The organism is Listeria cossartiae subsp. cayugensis (assembly GCF_014229095.1).
In the GTDB taxonomy this organism is placed as follows: Bacteria; Bacillota; Bacilli; order Lactobacillales; family Listeriaceae; genus Listeria; species Listeria cayugensis.
The window spans coordinates 233,089-259,878 of record NZ_JAARZC010000003.1; the positions used below are offsets into that span (position 1 = coordinate 233,089).

The window sequence follows — 26,790 nt, forward strand, 5'->3', positions numbered from 1 at the left end:
TAACTACACCTTTATTATAAAAAAATTTATCCTAAAAGAAGTTTGCTTTTTTGCTTAGTTTTAGCTTGAAATTTTCTTCTTTTCTAAACGGCACCGGCCAATGTCAAAAATTCGGTGTTGAAGGTATAAAAAAAGCTCAACTGTTGTAGTTGAACTTTTTAAATCGAACTTCTAAACTCATAAAAATGAATCGCATTAATATCTAAATAAGCATAAAATGACCAATCTTCCGTAATCGACTCATCCGTCACCGTAAGCGTCGGCTGTGAAACCTCCACAATATAATCCAAAATTTCTTGATCCATCCCATACTTACTATTCAACTGCCAATACTTCGAGTAAAGCGCCCCATTATCACGGTCAAACTGCCACTTGCGCACCTGATAATCACCAGCCTCAAGCCCCGTAAGTCGAATATGCATTTCTTTTTGCTCTTCTTTAATGAACCGTTCCTCCACCGAATAACGCGGATTAATCGTCGCACAGTTCATCAAAATCAACTGATATCCGTCGACATGCTTCGTCATAATAAAGTCCGGACCTTCCGCGACAACAACACCTTTAAGCCTTCTCAAAAACTTCACCGCATAAAACGCCGGCCTTTTTCCGTTAAAGAAGTGAAACATTTCAATCCCGTCAAGGCTAATATTTAACTTACTATCATCACCCTCATGCAGCTCCGTATTAATCCAAAAGCCTAACGCATCCACTTCCGGCACCAAATCTAACATCGTTTTCAAAACAAGCGCACCCCGGAAAAATGTCCCGTTCGTGTACCTAGTATTCCCCGATAGCGTATTCCAATTCACCAACATCAACGGTTTATTAATATGATGATGCTTCAAGAAAGCCTTCAATTTCAACGTTTTCGACAAACAATGATCCTCTGAAACTAAAAACGACTGCGTATCCTCTTTCGAAAAATCTACCGCTTCATTTTGATTTGCATTAAAGGCGACAAAATCAATCTTGTCCGCTTCTTCTAAAAACCACATGTGGCACTCTGGCACCGCATCTTTTGACAACGAAAACGGGACAAAATTTCCGACTTGGATAGCAGGAAAACGCGATTTTATAATTTGATATAGTTTCAAATAGAGTTTTCTTAACTCCTCTTTATCAGCATATGTATTTTTCGGCTCAAAAAACATAAAATGCCATTTAGAAACAAATTCCCGCCCAAAAACTTGAATACAATGCCTTAAAAAGTGATCCAACCGCTCAAAAACAGCTTCTTCATCGCCTAATATATCTTGATACTCCAACCGAATAAACAACTGTAAATTCTGCTGTTTTAAAAAAGTGAGCGCTAAATCCGCATTAGCATATGGCGAAGACGTTGGCACTAACTCATCCGTTTCCGTTTCGGGCAAGAACGTCGAACCTCTAAACAAATGACGAATACCAATATAATTTATCCCAATTTCATCACGCGTCGTAATAATCTGCTTTTGCACGTTATGCTTCAATACTTCTTTAAGCTCACCAATCGTCAAAATGTTCATATTCTTACTAAGAGAGCGCGCCGCTTTTTCCGTAATATCAATCTTCTTTTTCTCAAAAGGCGCTTTATTTAATTCCTTACCAAGCTCCACATCGTAATAAAGTCCCGCTAACTTCACTAAAATCTCCGGCGATGGCGCAATATGTTCGATACTAGCGCCCATTTGCGACGCCCGATTTTCTATTAACAAATTCGTTTCCGAATGATGTTCCATACGATATTCGCTAGGCGTTAACTCAAAATGAAACTTGAACACTTCCGAAAAATGTTTTTGACTCGAAAAGCCATTTTTCAGCGCTATTTCCGTAATAGTTTCCGCCGAGTGAAGCAAATCTTGAATCGCATGCTTCAGCCGAACTTCCGTCAAATACTGCAAAAAGCCTAACCCCGTCGTCTTTTTAAAATAACGCGACAAATACGCCTCACTCAAAAACTCTTTTTGGGCAAACTCCCGCAGAGACAAGGCTTCATCAAACCGCTCTTCCACTTCCCGAATAATACGCGAAATCCGTTTATCATTAACTTCTTTCCGTGCCGAAGACGGAATTCCTCTTTTCAAAAAGCGCGTAAGCAAAAGTAAAATTTGGAATAATGCCGATTGCGCCTCTAATTTATTCGCGCGTTTTTTAGTCGCCGAGGCAATCAAAAGCTCACTAATCGACTTTCGTAAAGACCCAACAACCCGCTCGCGCCCCGGATCACTCTCCTTCGAGAAAAATTTAAACGAATGCTGGAAATAATCCTCATAATAATGCGCAAAAAATGTATCTGAAATAGTTAAATCAATAATTAAATTAGCTTCATTTCCTTCAATTGTATAAAAAGTGTTGCGATCAAGAACTAAAATATCGCCTTCCTGCAAATAAAATTTCTGCTCTGAAAGCTTAATCGTTATCTGTCCAGAAATAGCAAATACCAACTTTGTTCCAAGTGAAATTTCCGAAGTCAGCTGCTTTATATGTTGAATCCCAATCGTATAATCTTTCAAATGTGGCACGTGATTCACTCCTTCGTTTAACTTAATCGGACACTTTTATATTATCATAGACGTGAAGATTAAGCGCTAGTGTTTTTGGTTGGGGTTTATAAAAACAGATTATGCTTTTCCTTGTGTTACTGATTATCCAGCCTTATAATAATTTAAAAAACAGTCTTCACGGGAGTGTGCTTAATGAAAAATAATAATTCGAAAAAACCAGCACAGATAGGCAATATTTCTTCAAATAAAACTACAGCATCGAACAGTTCTAATTTAGCAAGAATACAGAAAATAGTTGCTACGCACGGGAAACTATCACTTGATGATCAGATTACCTATATGAAGCATAAAGGTATAACTTTTAATCATATTACAGAAGATGCTGCCAAAGATTATTTATCCCAGAATACCTATTATTATAAAGTAACAGCTTTTAGGAAAAATATAGCAAAAGAAAACGGAAAATATACTTCTTTGGACTTTGGTTTATTAAGCGATTTAGCAACCATTGACATGTATTTAAGGTACGCACTAATAAAAATAAATTTAGACATCGAACATACACTTAAAGCTTTATTGGTAAGTGTAATAACTAGGTCGAATGCTGAAGATGGGTATACTATTGTAAAAGAATATGATACGTATTGTAAAACTAAATTAATGGCAAGCAATCCTCGTTTAAAACCAGAAGAATATATTCCTGTGGATAAAAAAATAATGAATAGAAATAAAAGTAGAGACGGATATCATTATGATTTGTACATGAAAAGAAAAAATAATCCTCCTATTTGGGTTTTAATTGAATTAATGTCATTTGGAGAACTTATAAGGTTTGTAGAGTTTTATTATGATAGTAATAAATATAAGAGAAAACTGTTTACGCCAGCTTTTATATTATTAAAATATACAAAAAATCTTAGGGACTCTGCAGCACATAGTCGACCTCTTTTGTTAGATGTTGTTTTACCAAAACAGATAACCCCAACTCAAAATGCAACACAATATGCTGAAAAAGCTGGTGTAGAAAAACTAGAACGTAGGAACTTAGTTTCAAATAAAAAAATTCACGATTTTATTTGCATGCTTATTCTTCATGATGAATATATTAAAAGTGATGCCATGAAAAGTGATAGAAAAATAGAGTTAACTAATTTAATCGAACGCTGTACAAAACGGTCTCACTACTATAAAGATCAAGCTGACTTAATTAGGGTTTACGAAGTTTTGTCTAAAATCCTTGCCAACTACCACCAAAAATGCTAAAATTTATTCAAAGGAAAAAACGGTTCGACCGTTTATCACTCATGTACAATATTGTATGTAAGTTGGTTATTCTTCACAAAATAAACTATTTAAGACAAGCTTCCGTTTTCTAGTCTGTCTTAAGTAGTTTATTTTTTTACTGTATAAAAAAGCCAGCCAGGATTAATTTCCCGACCGGCTTTTTGATTTTAATCTTCTTCCACTTGAATTGAAACACCCACATCTAGCAAGTCTTCAATCGCTTCAATCACAGAAAACTCGCCATACTTATATACTTCCTCATTCACAACTAAAACCGGCAAAGCTTCCATCCCGTTCTCGTCAAGCAGCGTCTCAACCAACTCCGGCAATTCCACTTTCCCGACCTCACCAAGCTGAATATCAAACACAATACCTGTATATTCAAAATGGATTTCACGCTCAGCTTCACTTTTATTCATAAACTCTTTCCATATCTCTAGGTGTATCTCCGACTCATTTTCCGCAGAATAAAAGTAACTAATATGCTTCATCCAAAAATCACTTGCTCTCTAAATCATGAACAAACAGCCCACTTAATAATTTCGGCTCAAACCAAGTCGATTTTGGTGGCATGATTTCCGAAGCATCTGCCACACTAAGTAAGTCGTCCATTGTTGGCGGGTACATCGCAAACGCGACCGAATGACTGCCATTATCAACGAGACGCTCTAACTCACCTAATCCGCGTATTCCACCAACAAAATCAATGCGATTGTCGCGACGAATATCCTCAATCCCAAAAATCGGCGTTAAAACTTGCGATTGTAATATCGAAACATCCAGCTGCCCGATAACATCACTTGGAATCACTTCACTTTTCGCCGTAAGCTTATACCAAATTCCGTCTAAATACATCCCAACTTGTTTTGGTTGTTCGGGTTTAAATGCTTCTTTACCAACCTTCTCCATGTCAAAACTAGCTTCTACTTTGCTAAGGAAATCCGCTTCAAGTGGCACATTCACAACCCGATTATAATCAAGAATTTCTAATTGCTCTTCCGGGAAAACAACCGATAAAAAGAAATTGAATTCCGCTTCTGGCCCAGCCTCTGGAAACTCGTCGCGCCGTTTCAAGCCAACTTTTACCGCCGACTCCGTTCTATGATGACCGTCTGCGATGTATAGCGCTGGGACTTCCGAGAACGCCGCTGACAGGTCTTCTAAAATATGTGCGTCCGTAATTGCCCAAACCTTATGTGCGACCCCGTGGAAGCTCTCAAAGTCGTATTCAGGCTCATTTTCCCTCACCCAGGACTCAACAAGCGTATTAATCGCTTCTTTTCCACGATAAGTTAAGAAAATCGGACTTGTATTCGCATCACAAACATCGACATGGCGAATCCGGTCCAACTCCTTCTCCTCACGAGTCAGCTCATGTTTTTTAATCTTCCCATTCATATAATCATCAATCGAGGTACAAACAACAAGCCCCGTTTGCGGACGACCATCCATCGTCAGCTGATAAATATAAAATGCCGGATTTGCTTCTCTTCCAAGCCAACCATCCAGCTCAAATTGCTCCAAATTGTCAGCCGCCTTTTGATAAACAGCTGGGTCGTAAGGGGAAATCGCCGGATCTAAATCAATCTCCGCCTTATCAATATGTAAAAAAGAATATTTATTTGCATCACCAAGTTCGCGTGCCTCATCCGAATTAAGTACGTCATATGGCAATGAAGCCACTTTTTCCACTAAATTTTTAATTGGACGAATCGCTTTAAATGGACGTATGTTTACCATTGTTATCCTCCTTTTTAGTAAAAGAGCATGAACCCCTCTGGCAATAACCATCACGTTTCATGCTCTCATTATTTCCCGGGTAATAATTTAAACTGTTACACCTAAGGGCTCAATAAGTCGAACACGCAAAACCCCTTGTACAGACAACAAATCTTGCTTTAATTGTTCCAAATTAGCTTGCGTTTCCTTATCAATATCAATTAACGTGTAGGCATATTCATTTTTACTGCGATTGGTCATATCTAAAATATTTAAAGAATATTTCCCAAGTTCTGTCGTGATTTGCCCTACCATATTCGGAATATTTTTGTGGCAAATACCAATCCGCGGATGCCCATTATACGGCATTTCAACGTTTGGATAGTTAACAGAGTTTTTAATGCTACCAGTTTCAAAATAAGCTTGTAGTTCTTTCGCAGCCATTTTGGCACAGTTGGTTTCCGCTTCTTCCGTCGATGCGCCTAAATGAGGAAATACATGCACTTTTTTATGATTTAATAATTCTTTTGTCGCGAAATCTGTAATATATAAACGTAAAAGTCCATCGTCTAAAGCTTCTCTCATAGAAACAGCATCCACTAATTCGCCGCGTGAAAAGTTCAGTAAAACCGCATTGTCTTTCACTAATTGCAGCGTATCTGCGTTAAACATGCCGCGCGTTTTATCTGTTAAAGGCACATGGACCGTTAAATAATCACATGTTGCTAAAACTTCTTCTATCGTCATCGCGCGTTCCACTTCTTTAGAAATTCTCCAAGCCGTGTCCACCGAAACGAACGGATCATAACCAACCACATCCATTCCAAGTGATAAGGCATCATTCGCCACTAAGGCACCAATCGCACCCAAGCCAATAATCCCCAATTTTTTACCCGCAAGTTCTGTTCCTGCAAAAGCTTTTTTACCAGCTTCGACTTTTTGCTCGACATCATCTTCCGCCGGTAATTCTTTCACCCATTCCGTTCCTTCCAAAATTGGGCGTGCCGAAACGAATAAACTCGCAAGGACTAATTCCTTCACAGCATTGGCATTCGCACCAGGCGTGTTGAATACAACAATACCTTTTTCAGAACAATTTTCTACTGGGATATTATTAACTCCTGCACCAGCTCTAGCAACTGCCTTCACTGTTTCTGGAAAGTCAAAATCGTGTAAGTTGTAACTCCGTAGTAAAATCCCGTCTGCTGGCTGGTTTGCATCAATCACATATTTTTCGAGATCAAATGTCTTTAAGCCTTCTTTTGCGATAGCATTAAACGTTTGGATATTAAACACGTACTTCTCCCCCTTTTCTTGCATTTGCAAATTTTTCCATAAAGGCGATTAGAGCTTCCACCCCTTCAATTGGAAATGCATTATAAAGACTTGCTCGCATACCGCCCACTGAGCGATGTCCTTTCAAGTTTTTAAAACCATTTGCTTCAGCTTCTTGAACAAAAGCTTTATCAAACTCCGCTGAATTCGTCACAAAAGGAACATTCGTGAGCGATCTAGCAGAAGGTTCGACCGGTGAAGAAAAGAAATCCGATTGATCAATATAATCATATAATAATGCCGCTTTTTTGCGATTTAACGCCTCGATTCCAGCAACGCCACCTTGCTCTTTAATCCATTCAAATACTAATTTCGCTACATAAATGGCGAACGTTGGTGGTGTGTTATACATCGAATCATTCTCGGCTTGTACTTTGAAATCTAACATAGAAGGAAGCCCTTCTACTTGCCCAAGTAAATCTTCGCGCACGATGACAAGCGTTAACCCAGCAGGACCGATGTTTTTTTGCGCGCCCGCATAAATTAAGCCAAATTTTTTCACATCATAAACGCTGGATAAAATATTAGAGGACATATCGGCAACGATTGGTACAGCAGAATCTGGCACATCAAACATCGCTGTTCCTTCGATCGTATTATTTGTCGTTACATGTAAGTAAGCCGCATCACTAGAAACTGTAGGAATTTCAGGAATATAGCTGAAATTGCGGTCTTCAGATGAGGCAATCACTTCCACCTCAACACCCTGAATTTTTTTGGCTTCGGAAATTGCTTTTTTCGCCCAAGATCCTGTGTTTACATAAGCTGCTTTTTTACCATTTGCAAGATTCATCGGCACCATGTTAAATTGTAAACTCGCACCACCTTGCAAAAATAGTACTTTGTAATTATCTGGAATCTCCATCAATTCTCGAATTAAGCTCTCCGCATCGTCTAGGATGTTTTGAAATAATTCTGAACGGTGACTCAGCTCCATTACTGACATTCCTGAACCATTGTAAGAGAGTAGCTCCCTTTGAACCTTTTCAAGTACCGGTACTGGTAAAACTGCCGGACCTGCCGAAAAATTATAAACACGTTCCACTCAACATCTCTCCTGTCTTCAAATTTCCCCAATTACTTACAAAAATTTTCACCAATAATCGAATACTTATTGGCCAGATATGAGCCTTCCTCGTTACACTTATGCTTTTCGAAGTTCTGTTGTTAAGAAATAAAAAAGCCGAATCTGTGATATTCTACACAATATTCGGATTTTTCAGCGCTTAAAAGTAAACACTGCCCTTTGTACTTTTGTATATTATAGCAGAAACAGCGCTGTTTTTCAGAAAATTTATACTAAATCTACAAATAAATGTGATGTTCCAACTTTCCGCTATAAAAAAAGTGCGAAAATCAGCTATTTAAAGCCATTCTCGCACTTTTAAAATTTGAAAACAGCTTCACAAAAGATGTTAGCTATTTTTCACTTTTCGTCCTAAAGTAAACCAATACACGGCAAAAAATACGATGAGCGCAATAATTGCTGTGCGGTACATGATCGCATAATTGTAGTAAGTCGCCACGATACTCAGGCCAAAACTACCAACAGCCATCCCAATATCCATCCCCGAAAGAAAAGTCCCATTCGCGGTACCTTTATTGTGAGGTGCAGCCCGGTCAACAGCAAGCGCTTGAAGTGCCGGTTGCGACATCCCGTAACCTAGCCCAAAGAAGAGCGACGCGATAAACAGACTGATTGCCCCCGTTGCAAACGAAAGAATCAATATCCCGATAATCATCGAAAGCGCGCCCGGAATAACAACAAAACGGTGCCCCTTCGTATCATAAAGCCGCCCAGCAAACAATCGGCTCACAAGTACCATAATCGCTTGCCCAATAAAGTAAACCCAAGTTGTCGAAATCCCTAACTCCGTCCCATACACCATCATGAACGTCTGAATCCCACCAAGCGGAATCGCCATTAATAAACATAATCCAGCTGGAAGTAAAGCCGTTTTCTCGAACAATTTCATTTTATGATGTACGACTTTGTCCGATTTTGGAATTTTCAGCTGTGTCATCAAAATTAAAATAAAAACCATCAAAACTAGCGAAAATGTCACCAATACATCGAAAGAAAAATAATTCATAATTAAAATTGCAATAATCGGCGCCAGTGACATTCCAAGCGCAGTTGTAAGCCCGTAAAACCCAATACCTTCTCCGGTTCTGCTCGGCGGTACTAATTTAGAAACACCTGTCGCAATCGATGTTGTACCAATCCCCCATCCAGCCCCGTGAAAAAGCCGTAATAACAGCAAGGCCGCAACCGCAGTCGACCAGTAAAAGTTCACCGTCGTTAAAATTAAAATCAAAAATCCGACAATAATTAATACTTTCGGTCCAAATTTATCGTTCCAACTTCCCGCAATCGCTCGCATCAGTAGTGCCACAATCGAAAATAATCCTACCGCCAAACTCGCTTGCATTTGTGTTCCGCCTAGTTCAATAATCCGGGCCGGTAACGTCGGCATAAACACCATAAATCCAATATATAAAAGCACGCTTCCTAATAATAAAAATACGTAGTCCTTCGTCCAAAGTCTTGTCTTATTTTCCAAAATTTACCCCTCTTTACTCTATATTAGTAGAAATGTTCTTTAAAATCGCCGTGAATTTCTCCAAATCTGCCCGATCAATTCCTGCAAACATTTTTTCGCAACTCGCTTCCACGATATCTCGCAGTTCATTCGTCTCTTTTCGCCCTTTTTCCGTTAAAGATAATAGCGAAATCCGTCTATCTTCTGTACTGATTTCCCGCACAATAAGCTCTTTTCTGAGCAAAACATCGACAATGCGATTCACAGTCGGCGTGTCCTTCTTCGTCCAAAGCGCAATCTCTTTTTGTGAAATTGGCTCGTTCGCTTCAATACCCTCTAAAACAGACCACTGCTCAGGCGTCACATCATAACTCGCAATCGAACGCAGCAAAAACAAATGCATTTTCTTCGCTGTCGTATTCACATCAAATGAGATTTCATCATAATATCCGCGCATTACTATCCCCTTTTCCATTGTCTTAACAATAATTGTCATAACAATCATTATACATATTAATGACCTCTTTGACAAGAAAAGCAGCCGAATAAACGACTGCTCTTACAATAATTCCACATCAATAATATCTCTAAATTCTATAACGTATTCATACCCAACTATATCCTTAAAAATAACTTCTTCTGTTAACATATCTATTTCGAGTGGCACCAAATCTTGTTTTTCAAGTTCTCCAAGCCCAAGAAACGCGGAAGGATATTCAAATGATGCTAGGCGTAAAGAAGAAACATCTGCTTCTTGAAAATAGTTTAAACGAACGACCCATTCTCGCTTCACGGCGTCTTTTAATGTGATAAAAAAGCTCTCGCGTTCTAAATAATCCACTTCTGGCCGACTCGTTAAAAAAGCAGCATTCTTCGCTGTCCGCACTTGCTCTTTCTGAATTGCCGTAACCATAATTATCACCTCTTAACTCCATTATACGAACAAACGTTCTATAAATCAAGTGTTTTTCTGAAAAAGTTTTTTCGCAAGAGCCAGAACTGGTTTAGCGCTTACATAATCTTTTTCCGACAAAAACACTTGCAAATTAATAAATAGTTGCTATACTTATGTAAGTAAATAACATTAACAAAGGAGTTTTATAATTATGACTAATACATTTTTAGATTCTATTAAAGTTCGTCGTTCCATTTATGCACTAGATAAAAACGTTTCCCTAGAGGATTCCAAAATTGAAGAAATCATTAAAGACGCTGTTAAATATAGCCCATCTTCATTCAACTCTCAAAGTTCTCGCGCTGTTATTCTTTTAGGAGAAAACCATGATAAACTTTGGAATATCGTAGAAGATACTTTGCGCGCAATCGTACCTGCTGAAAACTTTGCAGCTACTGAAGAAAAAGTTGGTTCTTTCCGCGCTGGATACGGAACAGTTCTTTTCTTTGAAGATACTGCTGTTATCGAAGGCTTACAAGAAAACTTTGCTTTATATGCAGATAACTTCCCTGTATGGTCCGAACAATCTTCAGGTATTGCACAACATTCTGTATGGGTTGCTCTTGCAAACGCTGGTATCGGCGCTTCTCTTCAACATTACAACCCACTAATTGACGACGCTGTTAAAGCTGAGTGGAATATTCCTGCAAGCTGGAACCTACGCGCTCAAATGCCGTTTGGTAACATCGTTCAAGAAGCTGGCGAAAAAGAATTCATCGATGACGCTGATCGTTTCCGCGTTTTCAAATAATAAATGTTTCACGTGAAACAAAAAATTCCGCGACCATTAACTGGTATCGCGGAATTTTTATTTTGCTAAACTTTTAAATCTGCTTCTAAGTTCATCACAACTGACAATACCAGCAATTGCGCCTTTAATTTCTCCATCAACAAGAACAAGCGAATTGGGTATTCCTTTTACATCAAACTGTTGAGCTAATGCACGTTGTTTATCTACATTAATTTTCACAACTTGGACATTACCTTCTTCCATCTCAGAGAATTGCTCAAGCGTTGGCCAAAAGCAGCGGCACGGTGCACACCACTCTGCCCAAAAATTAAGTAATATTTTAGGATGGCTGCTAATAATCTCTTCCAAGTCATCTTCTTTTGCAAAAATAATCGCCATACATATCCACCTCACATTCAGAATATTCCAAAGTTGTATCGTGGTCAAGTAAAGGGTTTTAGAATAGCAATTTATCTTGCTCTTTGTTCATTTTTTGACACTTTTGTTTCACGTGAAACATTTTATTTGCTATGTAATATCTCTAAAATGCGTAAATCTAGCAAACCAGTATTTTTCAAGGTCATGTCTGCCTCGCGCAGACCAGAACCAACACCTACACTTACAATCCCAGCTGCATTGATTGCTTCGATTCCAGCTTGAGCATCTTCAACGCCAACTACTTCTGATGTTTCTAACCCTAAACCACGGCAAGCTTCCACAAAAATTTCTGGATCAGGTTTTGATTTAGTGATTTTTGCCGCATCCACAATGTAATCAAATTCTTGTTCCATTTCTAGCGCGCTCAACACCGTACGAGCATTTTTTGAAACAGATGCAATGGCGCATTTAAGATTTTGCTTTTTAAGATCTACAATAAGCTCTTTAATTCCTGGCAAAACATCAGCTGGCGTAATTTCTTGCAATAAGCTCACATAGAACTCATTTTTATCTGCTGCAAGAGCTTCGATTTGTTCTTGTGTAAAATCGTTTTCGCGGCCGCCCTTCTTCAAAATTAGCAGTAGCGAGTCAATTCTACTCACGCCTTTTAAATTTTCATTAAATGCTTCATCGAATTCGATTCCGATACTTTCTGCTGTTTTTTTCCAAGCTAAGTAGTGATAATGCGCCGTATCTGTGATGACACCATCTAAATCGAAAACTACTCCTTTTAATGCTGTTGTCATTCTACTCGTCCTTTCCAAACTGCCGCCACATTTCGCGCGGTTCTTCTTAAATTATTTGGTGTTTCTTTAAGTATATTTTCTAAAGTTGCTGGTTTGGCAATGGATGGAAATACTGCGCTGATTCCGACTTCGTAAACTGCTTCGAGGCCTTCACCAACACTTCCACAAATTGCGAAAACCGGTGTTTCTTTCGGCACTACTTTTGCAACGCCAACTGGAGCTTTTCCTTGAGCGGTTTGCCCGTCCATTTTACCTTCGCCAACGATGACTAGATCGGCATCTTCGCAAACGGTTTTGATTTGAAGTGCTTCAATCACAAAATCAATTCCCGATAGCAAATTCGCTTCTGCAAATGTCACCAGTCCAGCGCCAATTCCGCCACCAGCACCAGCTCGCGGCATTGTAACCATCGCTGGATTTGCTAACTGATAAAAATGGCACATGGCTTCATCTGTACTTGCCAAATCGGCTTCCGACAGCCCTTTTTGCGGGCCAAACACATAAGATGCGCCAGACTCTCCACAAAGCGGATTTTCAACGTCGGTCACAATATTCACCGTGATATTTTTTAACTCAGCGGCTACATTTTCAGAACGAATCGTTGCGATTTTCGCTAAATTGGTGCCAATTGGATCGACGACATTATTTTCTGCGTCCAGGAATTCATAACCAAGCGCACTAGCCATGCCAATTCCACCGTCGTTTGAAGCGCTTCCACCAATACCAATGATAATCTCGGTCGCACCTTTTTCTATCGCGTGTAAAATTAGCTCGCCCACGCCTTTTGTGCTGACTTGAAGTGGGTTCCGCTTGCTCATCGGGACTAAGTGTAAACCGCAAACTTCTGCCATTTCAATCAGCGCTGTTTTGTTTCCACTCGTGAAAGCAACTTGCGCTGAAATTTGGTCGCCAAAAGGTCCAGACACGCCAATTTTCATTTTTTTTGCATCTAAAGCATTACTTAAAATCTCTAGCGTACCTTCCCCGCCATCACTGACAGGGAGCAAATGATAATCTGCATCTGGATAAACCTCTTGAAAGCCCTCTTTAATATACTCTGCCACCTCATGCGCCGTCAAACTTTCTTTGAATGAATCCGGTGCAATGACTATTTTCATAAAGACACATCCTTCTGTTCCAAATTAATGGTTAATGTATCCGTTAATTGTTGTTTTTCTCCGTAGATAACTAATTCTAGCACGCTTTTTGTATTTTTTGAAAGTTGCAGTATATTTGGCGCGATTTCTACTAAAATTGTTTCACCTTTCCAAGCGAATTCAAACGCAACTGATTGCCACGCATCCGGTAAATTTGGTGCGATTTCCAGCAATTCCCCGCTAGTATCAAAGCCCGCAAATCCAAAAACTACCGCCAACCAAATTGCGCCGAGTGATGCCGCATGAAGCCCATCATCTGATGAATGAGGTTCACTTCCAAGATCAATTAAACACGCTTCTTGGAAAAATTGGTAAGCTTGCGCGCGATTTCCAGTTTGATTTTCCACAATTGCATGGATTGCTTTACTTAAAGAAGAATCATGAATCGTTCGTTTTTCATAATAATCTAGGTTTTTCTTCACAATATTCGGTGCAAACATCTTAGGAAATAGATAAAATAACATCACTAAATCTGCTTGTTTTAAAATTTGCAATTCGTTTACTTCTTGACGTGAATAATCTAGCAAAATTCCTTGCGTGCCTTGTGCCGCCTTATATTTATCTAAATTTATCCAGTCTTTTTGCAAGAAAGTGTCATCTTGTGGAATTAAGCCCGCTTCGTTTATGACAGGTAAATATAGATTTTTAAGGAATTTTTCCGCTCGTACCGTGAAAGATTCGTTATCTTTATTCCATTCAAGCGCCTTTTTGACATTGTAGTGCGCCATGTAATTCGTGTAAGTATTATTATCGATATGCTCCGTGTACTCGTCCGGCCCAATCACATCAAGAATTTCCAAGCGACCATTACGCTTAGTTGCACGGCTCATCCAAAATTCAGCTGTTTCAAGAAGCAGTTCCGCGCCACAATCAGCCATGAACTGCGCATCCCCCGTTGCCGCTTCATATTCACAAACCGCATAAGCAATGTCCGCCACTAAATGATGCTCCGAAATCGCTGAAGCTACCTTTTGACGTGTTCCAGTCCGAATATTAATCGCTGCAAATTCCGGTGTTTCTTCTTCGCCAGAAAATGCACTTTCCCACGGATAAAGCGCCCCATTATAGCCATTTTTAGCCGCTTTTTCTCTTGCTTCTTTCAAATGAAGATAACGATATTGCAGTAGTTGTTTGGCAATTTCCGGCTGATTATAAAGGAAAAATGGCATAATGAAAATTTCTGTATCCCAAAACACATGTCCCTTGTAACCTTCCCCAGTCAGCCCTTTCGCACCAACACTACAGCGAAAATCTTCTTTCGGCGTCATAATTTCTAAATGATAGCACGCAAAATCCAGCGCAAACTGATCAAATTCATTCGTGCTCTTAACGTGAACACCTGCATGCTCCCAAAAATCAGCCCAAACAGTTTCCGAAGCCGATTTCAGTTCTGCGTAGCTTGCTTTTGGAAATTCCGCATCCACTTCATCTAGTGAAGTTTTAACCACACTTATTTTTTCCAAAGCGAACACTTGATTTATAGCGGTTTCTTGCTTCACTTCGGTCATCAATTGCCGATTTTTCGCAGTGAAAATTCCTTTCTCGTTCACTTTTGTTGCTACTGTAATTCGCTGTTTGCTCTCGATTGTTTCGTATCCGCCGACCATCAACTCTTCGTCAAAAATCCGCAAACTCGACTCCGCTAGCTGCTGCGTTCCAAAATTGGTTTGTTGCGCATCAATACCAGTCTTTACTTTCACTTTCATATTGGCGCTTAAAGGTGTGATCTCCACTTTAGCCGCGATAACATGTTTTATTGCTTTTGAAACAAATCGGTGAAAATTCAGTTGGTATTTTTTGCCCGCGCTACTTTCCCAAGTGATTTTGCGAATTAATTCTCCTGTGTCCATATCTAAAAAACGTTCGTATGCGTGGACTTTTCCCGCTTGCATCGAAAAAACTTCGCCATCAAGCGTCACTTGGAATCGCGTCACATCCGGCAAATTCACTAGCTCCGAACTCATCGAACCGCTCGGACGATTGTAAATTCCCGCCACATACATACCGCGAACTTGCTCCGGATACTCTTCTTCAAGAGCACCGCGCACACCCAAATAACCGTTTCCCACAGTCATTTGGCTTCCATATTTATTTAGATAATTTAATGCAAATTCCTTCTCAATTATTTTCCTCATAAAGAAACACTCTCACCTTTTTCTGCCGATTCGTATAAGCTTTCAACGATTTTTTGGATGATATAGCCTTGTTCTGCGCCGGCAAGCTCCACTTTTCCATCACCAAGAACACTATCAACAAAGGCTTTCATGCTATTTTCGTGTTTATTTTCATCCAGTTGACCAAGGCTCTCCAATAACTCAAATGCACCTGCATTATCTGTATAAATTTCAGCCGGGTATAAACTCCCTCCAGCTAAGTCACCGAAAAAGTCGACATTTAGCATGTTTTCCGGTTTAATATGTAGCGCAAAAGAAGTATCCAGCTCAATCAATCCGCCATTTTCCAGTTCAATAAAGCCAAATAAAGAATCTTCTACGGTATATTTTTTCGGATCCCATGAACCAAATGTCCCAGCACTTTTCTTCGTACCGATTTTTTGGAAACTTTTTGCCGTTACTTTCTTCACTTTTGGAAAGCCGAGGACGAACATCGCCGCATCAAGCATATGAATCCCCATATCAATCAACGGACCGCCACCTTGCATTTCTTTGTTCGTAAACGTTCCCCAACCCGGGACACCAGAACGACGAAGCGCAGTAGCCTTCACACAATAAATCTCACCTAAAAGCGCCGAATTTCCTTTTAAAAACTGTGCTTCACTAGAAAAACGATGGTGGAAATCATATGCCAAAATCGCACCCTTTTCCTCAGCCAGCTCCCACATCGCTTTCGCTTCTGCCGCACTCATTGCGGGTGGTTTTTCACACATAACGGCTGCCCCATGCGCTAATGAAAGCATCACATTGTCAAAATGGAACCGATTAGGCGTATAAATACTCACAATATCAATTTTTTCTGTAGCAAACATTTCTTCTGCTGTAGCATAATGCTTCTCAAAACCATTGTTCACGCGGAACTCTTCGCCTCGTTCCATACTTGGATCGCAAACAGCCACTAGCTCTAGTTCATTTCTTGTCTTATAATATGCAGCGTGAACCTTCTCAGCGACTTGTCCGGCGCCTATAATTGCAACTCTTTTTTTCATTATCCGAAACTCCTTTTAGAAAAATCCGTCCGCTTTGAATGGGACGGATTTTCTATTTTAAATTAAACAGCTTTTTAAATGCGCTAATGCATCTTTATAAGCTTGTTCAGGATTTTCACTACGAACACGACATTCAAAAGTTAAAAATCCGTTGTAACCGTTCTTTTTCAGTTGATCAAAACTTGTTTTAAAATCAAGGCTGCCGCTTCCTGGTTGGTAGCGATGATTATCAGCAACATGAATGTGACCAATTGATGCTTTATACGTCTCAAGTGCAGCTGGAATGCTATCTTCTTCAATGTTCATATGATAAAAGTCAGCGATAATTTCTACATTTTTGAGATTATTTTCATCAATATACTTCTGCGCATCCCCCAGCAAATTAATCATGTGATCTTGGTATCTGTTAAGCGGCTCAAGGTAAACTTTTGTGCCAGTCTCCTCAGCAATTTTATCCAAGTAAACTAATGACTCGCTCACTGCTTTGAAATCTCCGGCTTGGCTACGTGGTGAAGTCATTGGTGGAAGGCGATACGTGAACATTCCCCACGCCGCTGGAACAACAATCCCTTGTCCGCCAACTTCTGCTAAAGCTTCTAAAATCGCCTTAATTTCTTCTAAACCGTTCAGTCTGCGCTCTTCAATGAAGTCACCAATCCAACCATCATAACCGCCACATGCAGTACTAACAGGTAGCCCAGTTTTTTCGATAGCCTTCTTTACTTCATCCAAATTTTCCACAAGTAATTTACCATCAATTTCAAAACCTTCAAAGCCCATTTCTTTTACATAAGCAAATTTTTCTTCAATATTTTCCGGGAAAAATGCTTGGTTTTGTGTGCCTAATTTCATTATTATCGCTCCTTAAAGGGTAATCCCCATTTTAATACTTAAATCAGGTTGTTGATCGACATATTTCATGTAGCTCTCAGCAGAATCAGCGAATGGAACAACTGGATCAATAATATCCGAACAATCTAAGTAGCCATTCATCAGTAATTCCCAACAAGTTTCCTCAATGCGCTTACGATCCCAACGCGGATAATCCGGATTTGGTTCACTAGCCGCACGGGAAAAGACGATTTTCGCATTGTTGAAATGAGCTTCACGTCCAAGGTTAAATCCTTCTGGGAAAGGTTTCGCGAATGCTACGTAAGAAATTGTTCCGCCATAAGCTATTCCGCGCAACGCAGCTTGAAGCGCCGCCGCATTCCCGCTTGTTTCAATAATAGAATCCGCACCAAGTTTACCAGTAAGACGTTTCACTTCTAAGCCAACATCTGTCGTAATCGGATCAAATGTAGCATCTGCTCCATGTTTTTCAGCGATTTCACGACGATGACTAAGTGGATCGACCCCGATAACAACACTTGCGCCAGCTTTTTTCGCTAGTTGAATCGCAATTTGACCAATCGCACCAAGTCCGACAACAACAACGTAATCGCCCGCACGAACATGTGCATCACGCACGCCACTCATTGCAAATTGAGCCGGATCGTAGCAAACCGCATTTTTCCAATTAGCGCCTTTTGGTAATTTGCGTAATTTATAATTATCGACAGCTTTTACAATAACGGTTTCCATAATCGGTCCATAAGAACAAACAATGTCGCCAAGCGCATATTCTGTCACTTTGCTCCCGCGTTCAACTACTTCACCAACGACCATGTTACCTAGCTGAAACTCGCCAAATACAATGCCTCGCGCACTATTTGTTTCACGTGAAACAAATAGATTCCATTCTGGTGAAAATTCTTCATCAATAAAAGGACTAATTCCTCTAAAATCAACTACTTCAGTACCATGTTTTGGAGAAGCGAATTGCACTTTAATTTTTACTTCATCTTCTAAAACTTCACGATCATGATATTCTACTAATGCCGCCACACGAGGCGCTGTCGCTACTAATTTTTTCATTTTAAATTACTTCCTTTCTTATCCTTTAACTCCACCATCAGTTAAGTTTCCTTTGATAAATCGTTCTGAAATTGCGTACATAATAACGACTGGAAGCGCCGTAACAAGCGATGCCGCCATCATTCTGCCCCAAATATAATCTGGTGTACTAAATAGTGTATTCAAGCCAATCGGTAACGTGAATTTCTCTGAGCTAGATAGGAAAATCGAAGCAAACAGATAATCATTCCAAGCTACCATGAAGCAATATACGAACACGGAGACAATACCCGAAATCGCAAGCGGAACAATAATTCGTAAAATAATCTGGAAGCGATTTAGCCCGTCCATCATTGCGGCTTCTTCAATATCAGTTGGAATCGTGTCAAAATAACTTTTTAGCATAAATACCGCGGTTGGCAGTGTTTGTACAACCATCGTGATAATTAAAGCCGTTTCCGTATCATATAATCCCAAACTCGAAATTATTTTGAACAACGGAACGATTAACAAAATTCCAGAGAACATGTAAACCGTATAAAAACTTGCATTAATCGTCATTCGCCCTTTAAAGCGTAATTTCGACAACGCATAAGCGCCTAAAATCCCCAAAACAACCGCAATTCCGGCCGCAAAAACCGAAACAACCAAGCTATTTTTAAAGTACGTTAAAAACGGGAAAATATCCGGATTAAAAATATCGATATAATGCTGGAAAGTGAAATCTTTCGGGAAAAACGTCGGATTCGTGGAAATGGCTTCTTTACTGCTCTTAAATGAAGTCATTAACATAATCGCAAATGGGAACAATGTAATACATAAAAATGCTACCATCGTCACATAAAATGCGATTTTCTTCGTTCTTTTTGACTTTTTACTACTTACCGCCATTCAAGTCCACCCGCTTTCTTGCAAAAATAATAACAACAAAAATAATGACAAATAATATCACAGAAATCGCTGCTGCTTTTCCTAAATCATTGAATGCAAATGCTGTTTTATATAAATAAACTCCAAGGATATTTACTTTATTCGTGAGTAAGTATACATCGGTGAACATATAGAACATCCAAATCGCACGAAGCGTAATAACTGTCGCAAGTACCGGCATAATCGCTGGTAAAGTAACAATTTTGAATTTATCCCAAATGTTCGCTCCGTCCATATCAGCCGCCTCATAAAGCGACTTATCAACCGTTTGCAAAATCGCCAAAAACGAAATAAATGCATACGGGAAATAACGCCATATCGCAAAAAATGTTACTAAAAAGAAACTGGAAACGGGATTATCAAACCATAGTGGGGCTTCTTTGAACATATGAAGCACATCCACTGTCATAAAATTAATTACGCCATAACCATTATTAAACATATACTTCCATGCAAAAATAAGAGAAATAGATGGTGTTACATACGACAAAATAATAAGCGACCGAGCCGTTCTTCTGAAACGAAACTCGCGGTTAAAGAATATCGCCACAAGTAGCCCCATCCCAGTACTCCCAATCACTACAAGCGCTGTATAAGCCACCGTAAGACCTAGTGATTTATAAAACTCTGGATCCTTCAAAATATCTATATAGTTTTGTAAACCGATAAAGACCGATTTAATATTCGGATTTAGTGGCATATCTAAAAAACTAATCTGGATATTTGAAATCATCGGATATAAAACCAGTGCTGCCAGTAAAACAAAACTTGGTGCAAGTAAAATCATTGCTAACTTAAAGTCGGACCTTTTATATACTTTTGTTTTCATAATGCCTCCTTAAATCAAAAAGCGACGTGCTAAACTGTTAAAAAAGGCGGGGAGACTCACTCCCCGCTATTTGATTATTTACCTTCTTCAGCTTTTTTCTGTGCAGCTTTTAAGTCCGCTGATACATCGCCACCACCAACAGTTACGTTATTAACCATCTGTGCGATAATGCCTGAGCTAGTAATATCTCCCATTTTTGTAAGGTTTTTACCGTCAACAAGTCCGAAAACTTGGATGTCATTGAATGATGCTGCGATTTCATTTGGAAGTTCACCAAACGATTTAATTACTTCATTTTCTTTGTAAGCTTTTTGTTCTACTACTTCTTTATTTACTGGTTGCGCCCCGCCTGGAGACATTAATACCCAAGTTGCCATGTTTTTCGGTTGAGACAAGTATTCAACAAATTTCTTCGTTGCTTTCTTTTGCTCATCATCAAGTCCTGCTGAAATAGTTAAACCAGAAACTGTTCCATAAACTGCTTTTTCTTTTTCTTCTGGAATTGCGAAACCGATATTTTTTGGATCGCCTTCTTCATAAACGGATGGAAGGATATACGTAGAGTACATCGCCATTGGAACAGTTCCATTCATAAATGCATCTTTAATTTCAGTTACATCATTTGAACCAGGCATCGTGTATGCTGACAAATCTTTGTAGTATTGAAGCGCTTCTTTCATTTCTGGTGTATCGATGGTTACATTACCTTTTGCATCTAGAACGTTTGCTTTGTTAGACAGCGCGAATTGGGAGAATGCTTGCTCACTCATAGTGCTTTCTGCTGTTGGAATTGCAATACCGTATTTTTTATCTGCTTTATTCGTGAATTTTTTAGCTACTTTTTCAATATCCGCCCAGTTTTTCGGTTCTTCAAAACCAGCATCGGCTAACGCTTTTTTGTTGTACCAAATACCTTGAACCCAACCGCTTAATGGGGCTGCGATAAAGCTTTTACCATCTTCAGAGCGTACTAAATTTGTTGCACCTTCATAGTATTTATCTTCTCCAATTGAATCAATAACTTCTTTTACTGCATCTTGGTCAATCAACTGATCTTTATCCATTACTTTGGCAAAATCTTGGCTTACTTCCATAACTGCTGGAAGTTTACCAGAACGAGCAAGTGTGACAACTTTTGTATTAAAAGCATCTTCCTCAACTGGAATTTGTTTGATTTTAATTGTTGGATTTTCTTTTTCAAAATCAGCAATTAATTGATTAATAACATCTAAACGTTCTTTTTCAACGGATGAATGCATAAATTCGATTGTTACTTCCTCACTACTAGAACCTTTTCCTCCACATGCAGCTAAAACCGCACTTAGAACCAACACAACAACAAGTAATACAAGACTCTTTTTCTTCATTTTTGTTCCTCCCTGTAATTTTTGGTTTTTAGCCAGCAGAATTCATAGCCACTAAGCTTTATGGAATCGCTCCCAGTTATAGTGGAGCCCGTATAAAGATTTGTATAAACACCGCTGTCTAGTGAATAACTCACTTCTTTTTCTGATAAATTATGAATCAATATAATCGATTCTGCGTCGGATGCGCGTTTAACAACAAACAATTCCGCCGTAGATTCTAAAACTTCCATCGGGATTTCTGGATGGAAAAGTGATTCCGCTTTTCGTGTGCTAATTAATTTCGTTAGCGCATCATACGTTTCTTTTCGTAAGGAGCCAGCTTGTTCTAACTCAGCAGTAATTTCCGCCAAGTCGTATTTTTTTCGATTAATAGAGCGATTGTGACTTGTTGCTTCTACGCCTAAATAATCATTGCGGCTTCCTAAAATACTTTGAACATAAACGGCTGGAACGCCTGGGATAGACATCAATACTGCATGAGCCACAAGGAATCTTGCAAGTCGCAAATCATCTGTATCCGCTTGTTTACTTAACGCATCCATGTACGTCACGTTAATTTCATAAGGACTCTTAGAACCATCTGGATTCTGCTTATAAGAAACGAGCGCGCCTTCTTTCTCCAAATCATCCACTAGCGCCAAAATTTCCGCTTCCGGAATAATTCCACGCACTGGATTTAACCCAATCCCATCATGTGAGGCAAGGAAATTAAAGAATGTCCGCTTGCCTTCTGGTAACTCTAAATTTTCCGCCCAATTGCGGAGGAACGCTGCATTGCCATGATGTATCGCATGGAGCACAAGTGGCGGAAGCGGGAATTGATAAACCATATGCGCTTCTTTTTCACCATTTCCAAAGTAACTAATATTATCAACATGCGGCACATTGGTTTCGGTTATAATAATCGTCCCTGGTGCTGCAATGTCTACTAAATCTCTAAATAATTTTACGATTTCATGTGTCTCTTCCAAGTGAATCGAGCTCGTTCCCGGCACTTTCCACATAAAGCCAACCGCATCAAGTCGCACATATTCCGCACCTTCTTCTAAATAGAACATCAAGACATCAATCATCTTATAAAGCACTTCTGGGTTAGCAAAGTTCAAATCAATCTGATCTTCACTAAACGTCGTCCAAATATGCCCTACTTTCCCTGACTCAAACTCAAATGGCGTAAGTACTGGTGTCGCACGTGGTCTCGTTACCGAACTAAGGTCTGTTTCTGGATCCATCTCCACAAAGAAATTCTGAAACTCCTCATCACCCGCCAAATATCTCTTAAACCAGTCACTTTTCGCCGACATATGATTACAAACAAAATCAAACATCAAGCGTGCCGACTGCTCCATTTCCTTAATATCCGTCCAATCACCAAGCTCCGGATTCACCGCTTTATAATCAATGACCGAAAACCCATCATCCGAAGAATAAGGATAAAAAGGCAAGAAATGAACTACCTCAAAAGTCGATTTTAAATAACTATCATACATTTTCTTAAAAGTTGTTAACGTTTTTTTGGATTCCTCTTTAAACTGGTCCCCATATGTAATTAAAACAATATCTTTCTCGTCCCACTTATCTTTTCGTGTTAATTTTCGTTGTTGCGTTTGCTGTACCCGTGCTTCGATTCTTGTTGCCAAACTTTCCACTACATCTTCGCTATATAACCGCGAAAGTCGTTTTCTTAAATTCGTCATCATTTACCTCCTAACCGGGAGCGCTCCCACAAGAAGAATTATAGTATGGAAAGCGCTTTCTGTCAAACACAATTTTAAATGTTTTTTCTAACATGTTGGTAAGAGTGTGTTTTCATGCATGCGCACCATCTAGTTGGACATTTAGCAAAAAATTGAGTAATATAAACATGGATGATAATGACCGGAACCGATACCGGAAACAATAGAGAGAAAGGAAGATTACCTTGGCATCGACCATATACGACATAGCAAAACACGCGGGAGTTTCAAAATCAACGGTATCCAGAGTACTAAATAACCAAGCCAACATCTCCGAAGAATCACGCAAAAAAGTACTAGAAGCAATTGACGAACTAAATTATCAACCAAGCAAACTAGCACGCGCACTTACTTCTTCGGGTTTTGATGCTATTATGGTTATCTCAAATCGCTCTACTACAACCACAACTGGAAATCCATTTTTTTCCGAAATAATTCAATCGATTTCCACTCAAGCTGAGTTGGAAAATTTTGACCTAATCCTTCAAACTGCCAAAAACAGCGAAGATGAACTTAAAAAATGCCTCTCCAAAATTCAAGAAAAAATGATTAAAGGTATTATCATGCTAAGTTCACCAGCCGATGAAGATTTTTTCCATCAATTAGATCCCTATAACATCCCTATTGTTGTTACTGGAAAAGTCGAAGGACATTACAAAAACATCTATTCAGTCGACACAGACAATTTTGGCGACAGTTATGCTCTAACCAAACATTTAATCAAACAAGGTCATCAAAAAATTGCTTGTATCCATGCTCCACTTGATTATCACGTGTCAATTGATCGTCTTGCCGGTTTCCGTAGTTGCCTATTTGACCATCAACTAGACCTGCGTAACGACTGGATTATTGATAGTGGCTATAGCATAGAAGATAGCTACAAAGCCGCACTACGCCTAATGGCAGGCCCTGACAAACCAACAGCAGTTTTCGCAACCGACGACCTAAAAGTACTTAGCATTTACAAAATGGCAGCCGATAAAAACTTACAAATCCCAACAGATTTTTCCGTCATCGGCTATAACGATAAAATAGCATCTTCATTCCTATCGCCGCCGCTAACGTCTATCGATATTCCTATTAACAAACTAGGAAAAAAAGCAACGAACCTATTGTTCCGCCTAATCCATCAAGACAAAAACGTACCAAAAACTACCATTATCAAAACCGAAATGATTGAACGCGAATCCATTCAGAAAATAAACGCCTAAGCTTGTTTTCTGAATCCCCTTGGTCCTGTAGCTCAGTTGGGAGAGTATCACCTTGACATGGTGGGGGTCGCTGGTTCGAGACCAGTCGGGACCATTTATCAAAAAAGCATCCCTTTTATAAAGGATGCTTTTTTTAATTTTATTTAAATAACTTACCTAATTTCTTAAACAATCCATCCTCAATGATATCAATGCCGATACCCCAATTGCTATCAAGCACTTGTTTATTAGTTTTAACATATTCTTCCAAATCTTTCCCTTTAATAGCAAGGTTGTGATATGGACGATACTCGATATAACAAGAAGCACCGTTTTTATGAAGTTTCTTAGTCATGCGATGTTTCAAGTACTTAGACTTGATGTCACATTCTTGGCGCGTGTAAGAATCTTGCTGATCGATAGCATGATCTGTCGTTAAATGAATCTCTGTTTTGATAACATTTCGATCAATCCAATATGGGTAATCCTTATGGAAATGCTTCTCCGCACCATCATCGATAAAGTTGCCATAGTTCCAGAAGTGTAAATAACGTTTTTTATTTTCAACTTCATATGGATCCGTAATAGTCGCTTTATACACTACCGAAAGCTCATTTAAATCCTTGTTATCTTCAATTATTTGAACAGAAGCATTACTAAAATGCTGCTCAATTTCATTCTCTTCAAAGCCTTTATACAACGTCATGCACTTATATGTTGTATAGTTGTAACGGCTAAGAATCTCTTTATTAGACTCATTTTTAAACATATCACGCGATCCGTTCGCCATTCCTCCGCGTAACTTTCTCTCAAAGATAACCTCAGCCACATTCCCTTTCACATCACAACGGAAATTTTCTTCCGCAGCTGGCTCTTCATCTTCAAATGGTTCTTGTTTTTGTAATTCCGTGCCAGCTTTAATTTCTAAATAATACATAAAGCTATTTTTTTGACGATTAGCTAAAAATCCTTGGTCATTACTCATTGTAGCATCAACAAAGTAAACTTGACCTTCATGTGTTATTTTTAAAATCGCATGGTTAAAGTTGAACGGTGACGGTGTATAAACTGGTAGGAATATATCACTACCATAGTTAACTAGGATAAGCTCTGAATCCACTCCTAAATAATCTAAAATCACTTTCAAAAGAACTGTTTTCGCTTTGCAATCCCCTTGTTTTGTATTAAAAGTGACTTCAGCAGCTTGCGGCTCGTGTCCATCCATTTCTGTTTCATTGTATAAATAGTATACTTCTTTTTGAACAAAATCGATTGCATGCTTAATTTTGTGGTCTAAAGACGGTAACGCATCTAACTCAGCCACTAAATCAGCCGCAAATCCAGCAAGCTCTACTTGATAGAATTTTTGATAAATGTCGCTAATTGTTTTGGTGATTTCCGGATACGTCTGCTCCGTCACAAAATCAATAAATGGCGTAAGTTCAAGTTCTTTCGCATCTTCACCAATATAATTTTCTTTTTCGATTGTATAAGATTCGTTATGCGGAACCATCACTTTGTCTTTTTCTAAAATTGCTCCCGCTTCGTCTCGGAAATAATGGAAGTTCGTTTCTAATTTCTTCTCTGTTTCATTTTTCAATTCAAAACGATATTTCCCATAAGCCCAGTAAGAGTTTGGCGCTGAATAAATCCAGCGGAAAAATTGATTACGAATGCTGCTCTCTTCATATTTGCGCTCAATAGAAGTTTCAATGACGAAAATATCATTCAAATGCAAATCACGAATAAGTACGGTTACCTTTTTCTCGTCGTTAAAGCTCGCTTGATTTTCATCACGCACATAGTCCAACACTTTTACATTAATATCATTTAATTTATCAATCACTTTCCCATCACGAACAACGGATAAAGTGTGAATATATAATACTTCTTCTTCAGATAAAATAAAGCTAGTTTTACCAGCAGAGTTAAGCATATTCGGCTCATTTAACGTATAAGCCATCGAAGTATAACTCGTGCGAGAATTTGGTTTAGCCGTTTCTACAATATTACACCAGAAGCAATAATCACGTTCTTGCGCGATTTGGGCATCATAAAAAGCTTCATCTTGTGTGTTTAACCAAGAAGCAATGTTTTCTTGGTTTGTTTCAGGAGAGCTTAATTCTGGTTTTATAAAATAATATTCTTTTGACATTTGGTAATCTCCTTAAATTTTTTTAGATACCCCTATTTTAGCAATAAGTAAATAGAACAAACAAGGCAAAATCTTTATGAGATAGCAACTGTCGGTTTATCTACACTATTTAGTAAAAAATTAGACACAATTGC

23 protein-coding genes and 1 tRNA gene are annotated in these 26,790 nt (G+C 39.0%); 4 read left to right on the forward strand and 20 right to left on the reverse strand.

What is annotated here, in order from left to right:
• Nucleotides 1–158: 158 nt before the first annotated feature.
• Entirely contained in the window at nt 159–2,501 is a 2,343-nt protein-coding gene (locus HCB49_RS10940) for a helix-turn-helix domain-containing protein (RefSeq protein ID WP_185604953.1), read from the reverse strand.
• A 174-nt stretch (nt 2,502–2,675) separates the two neighbouring features.
• Here HCB49_RS10940 and HCB49_RS10945 point away from each other — a divergent pair, with 174 nt between their 5' ends.
• Nucleotides 2,676–3,746 (forward strand): Abi family protein, encoded by a 1,071-nt coding sequence (locus HCB49_RS10945; RefSeq protein WP_185604954.1) that lies wholly within the window; start codon nt 2,676–2,678, stop codon nt 3,744–3,746.
• A 188-nt stretch (nt 3,747–3,934) separates the two neighbouring features.
• On the opposite strand, the gene HCB49_RS10950 is transcribed toward HCB49_RS10945, so the two are convergent.
• The 7 genes from HCB49_RS10950 to HCB49_RS10980 all read right to left on the reverse strand — a co-directional run bounded on the left by HCB49_RS10950 (nt 3,935) and on the right by HCB49_RS10980 (nt 10,277).
• Nucleotides 3,935–4,258, reverse strand: a complete 324-nt coding sequence (locus tag HCB49_RS10950) for an arsenic metallochaperone ArsD family protein (RefSeq protein ID WP_185604955.1) — start codon at nt 4,256–4,258, stop codon at nt 3,935–3,937.
• A 7-nt stretch (nt 4,259–4,265) separates the two neighbouring features.
• A complete protein-coding gene (locus HCB49_RS10955; RefSeq protein WP_185604956.1) occupies nt 4,266–5,507 on the reverse strand; it encodes a DUF1015 domain-containing protein in 1,242 nt (413 codons plus the stop codon).
• An 87-nt stretch (nt 5,508–5,594) separates the two neighbouring features.
• Nucleotides 5,595–6,782 carry a phosphoglycerate dehydrogenase gene (locus HCB49_RS10960; RefSeq protein WP_008949037.1) on the reverse strand — a complete coding sequence of 396 codons (1,188 nt, stop codon included), beginning with the start codon at nt 6,780–6,782 and terminating at the stop codon, nt 5,595–5,597.
• Nucleotides 6,775–7,866: a 3-phosphoserine/phosphohydroxythreonine transaminase gene (gene serC, locus HCB49_RS10965; RefSeq protein ID WP_185604957.1), complete on the reverse strand. Its 1,092-nt coding sequence runs from the start codon at nt 7,864–7,866 to the stop codon at nt 6,775–6,777. The genes HCB49_RS10960 and serC overlap by 8 nt, the downstream gene beginning before the upstream one ends.
• A gap of 370 nt (nt 7,867–8,236) precedes the next feature.
• Nucleotides 8,237–9,385 carry a lmo2826 family MFS transporter gene (locus HCB49_RS10970; RefSeq protein WP_185399351.1) on the reverse strand — a complete coding sequence of 383 codons (1,149 nt, stop codon included), beginning with the start codon at nt 9,383–9,385 and terminating at the stop codon, nt 8,237–8,239.
• A gap of 13 nt (nt 9,386–9,398) precedes the next feature.
• Nucleotides 9,399–9,821, reverse strand: coding sequence for a MarR family winged helix-turn-helix transcriptional regulator (locus HCB49_RS10975; RefSeq protein ID WP_185604958.1), 423 nt, complete (start codon nt 9,819–9,821; stop codon nt 9,399–9,401).
• A gap of 102 nt (nt 9,822–9,923) precedes the next feature.
• Nucleotides 9,924–10,277 (reverse strand): hypothetical protein, encoded by a 354-nt coding sequence (locus HCB49_RS10980; protein WP_185480495.1) that lies wholly within the window; start codon nt 10,275–10,277, stop codon nt 9,924–9,926.
• 193 nt (nt 10,278–10,470) lie between these two features.
• On the opposite strand from HCB49_RS10980, the gene HCB49_RS10985 reads away from it, so the two are divergent.
• The gene (locus HCB49_RS10985) at nt 10,471–11,070 is read left to right on the forward strand and encodes a nitroreductase family protein (protein ID WP_003768793.1); all 600 of its coding nucleotides are present in this window, start codon (nt 10,471–10,473) and stop codon (nt 11,068–11,070) included.
• A 57-nt stretch (nt 11,071–11,127) separates the two neighbouring features.
• Here HCB49_RS10985 and HCB49_RS10990 read toward each other — a convergent pair whose 3' ends face one another.
• From HCB49_RS10990 to HCB49_RS11040, 11 genes are all read right to left on the reverse strand, one after another.
• On the reverse strand, nt 11,128–11,448 hold the full coding sequence (locus HCB49_RS10990; RefSeq protein WP_185480496.1) for a thioredoxin family protein: 321 nt from the start codon (nt 11,446–11,448) through the stop codon (nt 11,128–11,130).
• A 122-nt stretch (nt 11,449–11,570) separates the two neighbouring features.
• Complete coding sequence (gene pgmB, locus HCB49_RS10995; protein WP_185604959.1) at nt 11,571–12,233, reverse strand: beta-phosphoglucomutase; 663 nt, start codon at nt 12,231–12,233, stop codon at nt 11,571–11,573.
• The gene (locus HCB49_RS11000; protein ID WP_185604960.1) at nt 12,230–13,351 is read right to left on the reverse strand and encodes a glycerate kinase; all 1,122 of its coding nucleotides are present in this window, start codon (nt 13,349–13,351) and stop codon (nt 12,230–12,232) included. Before HCB49_RS11000 ends, pgmB begins: the two co-directional genes overlap by 4 nt.
• On the reverse strand, nt 13,348–15,525 hold the full coding sequence (locus HCB49_RS11005; RefSeq protein WP_185604961.1) for a glycoside hydrolase family 65 protein: 2,178 nt from the start codon (nt 15,523–15,525) through the stop codon (nt 13,348–13,350). Before HCB49_RS11005 ends, HCB49_RS11000 begins: the two co-directional genes overlap by 4 nt.
• Nucleotides 15,522–16,553 (reverse strand): Gfo/Idh/MocA family protein, encoded by a 1,032-nt coding sequence (locus HCB49_RS11010; RefSeq protein ID WP_185604962.1) that lies wholly within the window; start codon nt 16,551–16,553, stop codon nt 15,522–15,524. Before HCB49_RS11010 ends, HCB49_RS11005 begins: the two co-directional genes overlap by 4 nt.
• Before the next feature lie 57 nt (nt 16,554–16,610).
• Entirely contained in the window at nt 16,611–17,405 is a 795-nt protein-coding gene (locus HCB49_RS11015) for a sugar phosphate isomerase/epimerase family protein (protein WP_185604963.1), read from the reverse strand.
• 12 nt (nt 17,406–17,417) lie between these two features.
• Complete coding sequence (locus HCB49_RS11020) at nt 17,418–18,470, reverse strand: zinc-dependent alcohol dehydrogenase (protein WP_185604964.1); 1,053 nt, start codon at nt 18,468–18,470, stop codon at nt 17,418–17,420.
• Nucleotides 18,471–18,488: 18 nt separating this feature from the next.
• On the reverse strand, nt 18,489–19,340 hold the full coding sequence (locus HCB49_RS11025; protein WP_185604965.1) for a carbohydrate ABC transporter permease: 852 nt from the start codon (nt 19,338–19,340) through the stop codon (nt 18,489–18,491).
• Nucleotides 19,327–20,208, reverse strand: a complete 882-nt coding sequence (locus HCB49_RS11030; protein ID WP_003764662.1) for a carbohydrate ABC transporter permease — start codon at nt 20,206–20,208, stop codon at nt 19,327–19,329. The genes HCB49_RS11025 and HCB49_RS11030 overlap by 14 nt, the downstream gene beginning before the upstream one ends.
• Before the next feature lie 74 nt (nt 20,209–20,282).
• Complete coding sequence (locus tag HCB49_RS11035) at nt 20,283–21,575, reverse strand: ABC transporter substrate-binding protein (RefSeq protein ID WP_185604966.1); 1,293 nt, start codon at nt 21,573–21,575, stop codon at nt 20,283–20,285.
• Nucleotides 21,572–23,272, reverse strand: coding sequence for a sugar phosphorylase (locus HCB49_RS11040; RefSeq protein ID WP_185605088.1), 1,701 nt, complete (start codon nt 23,270–23,272; stop codon nt 21,572–21,574). Before HCB49_RS11040 ends, HCB49_RS11035 begins: the two co-directional genes overlap by 4 nt.
• Nucleotides 23,273–23,496: 224 nt before the next feature.
• Here HCB49_RS11040 and HCB49_RS11045 point away from each other — a divergent pair, with 224 nt between their 5' ends.
• Together HCB49_RS11045 and HCB49_RS11050 are read left to right on the forward strand one after the other, a co-directional pair.
• The gene (locus HCB49_RS11045; protein ID WP_185604967.1) at nt 23,497–24,522 is read left to right on the forward strand and encodes a LacI family DNA-binding transcriptional regulator; all 1,026 of its coding nucleotides are present in this window, start codon (nt 23,497–23,499) and stop codon (nt 24,520–24,522) included.
• Nucleotides 24,523–24,543: 21 nt separating this feature from the next.
• Nucleotides 24,544–24,616: transfer RNA gene (locus HCB49_RS11050), tRNA-Val, on the forward strand.
• Nucleotides 24,617–24,661: 45 nt separating this feature from the next.
• On the opposite strand, the gene HCB49_RS11055 is transcribed toward HCB49_RS11050, so the two are convergent.
• Entirely contained in the window at nt 24,662–26,656 is a 1,995-nt protein-coding gene (locus tag HCB49_RS11055) for a DUF3857 domain-containing protein (protein WP_185604968.1), read from the reverse strand.
• Nucleotides 26,657–26,790: the final 134 nt, after the last annotated feature.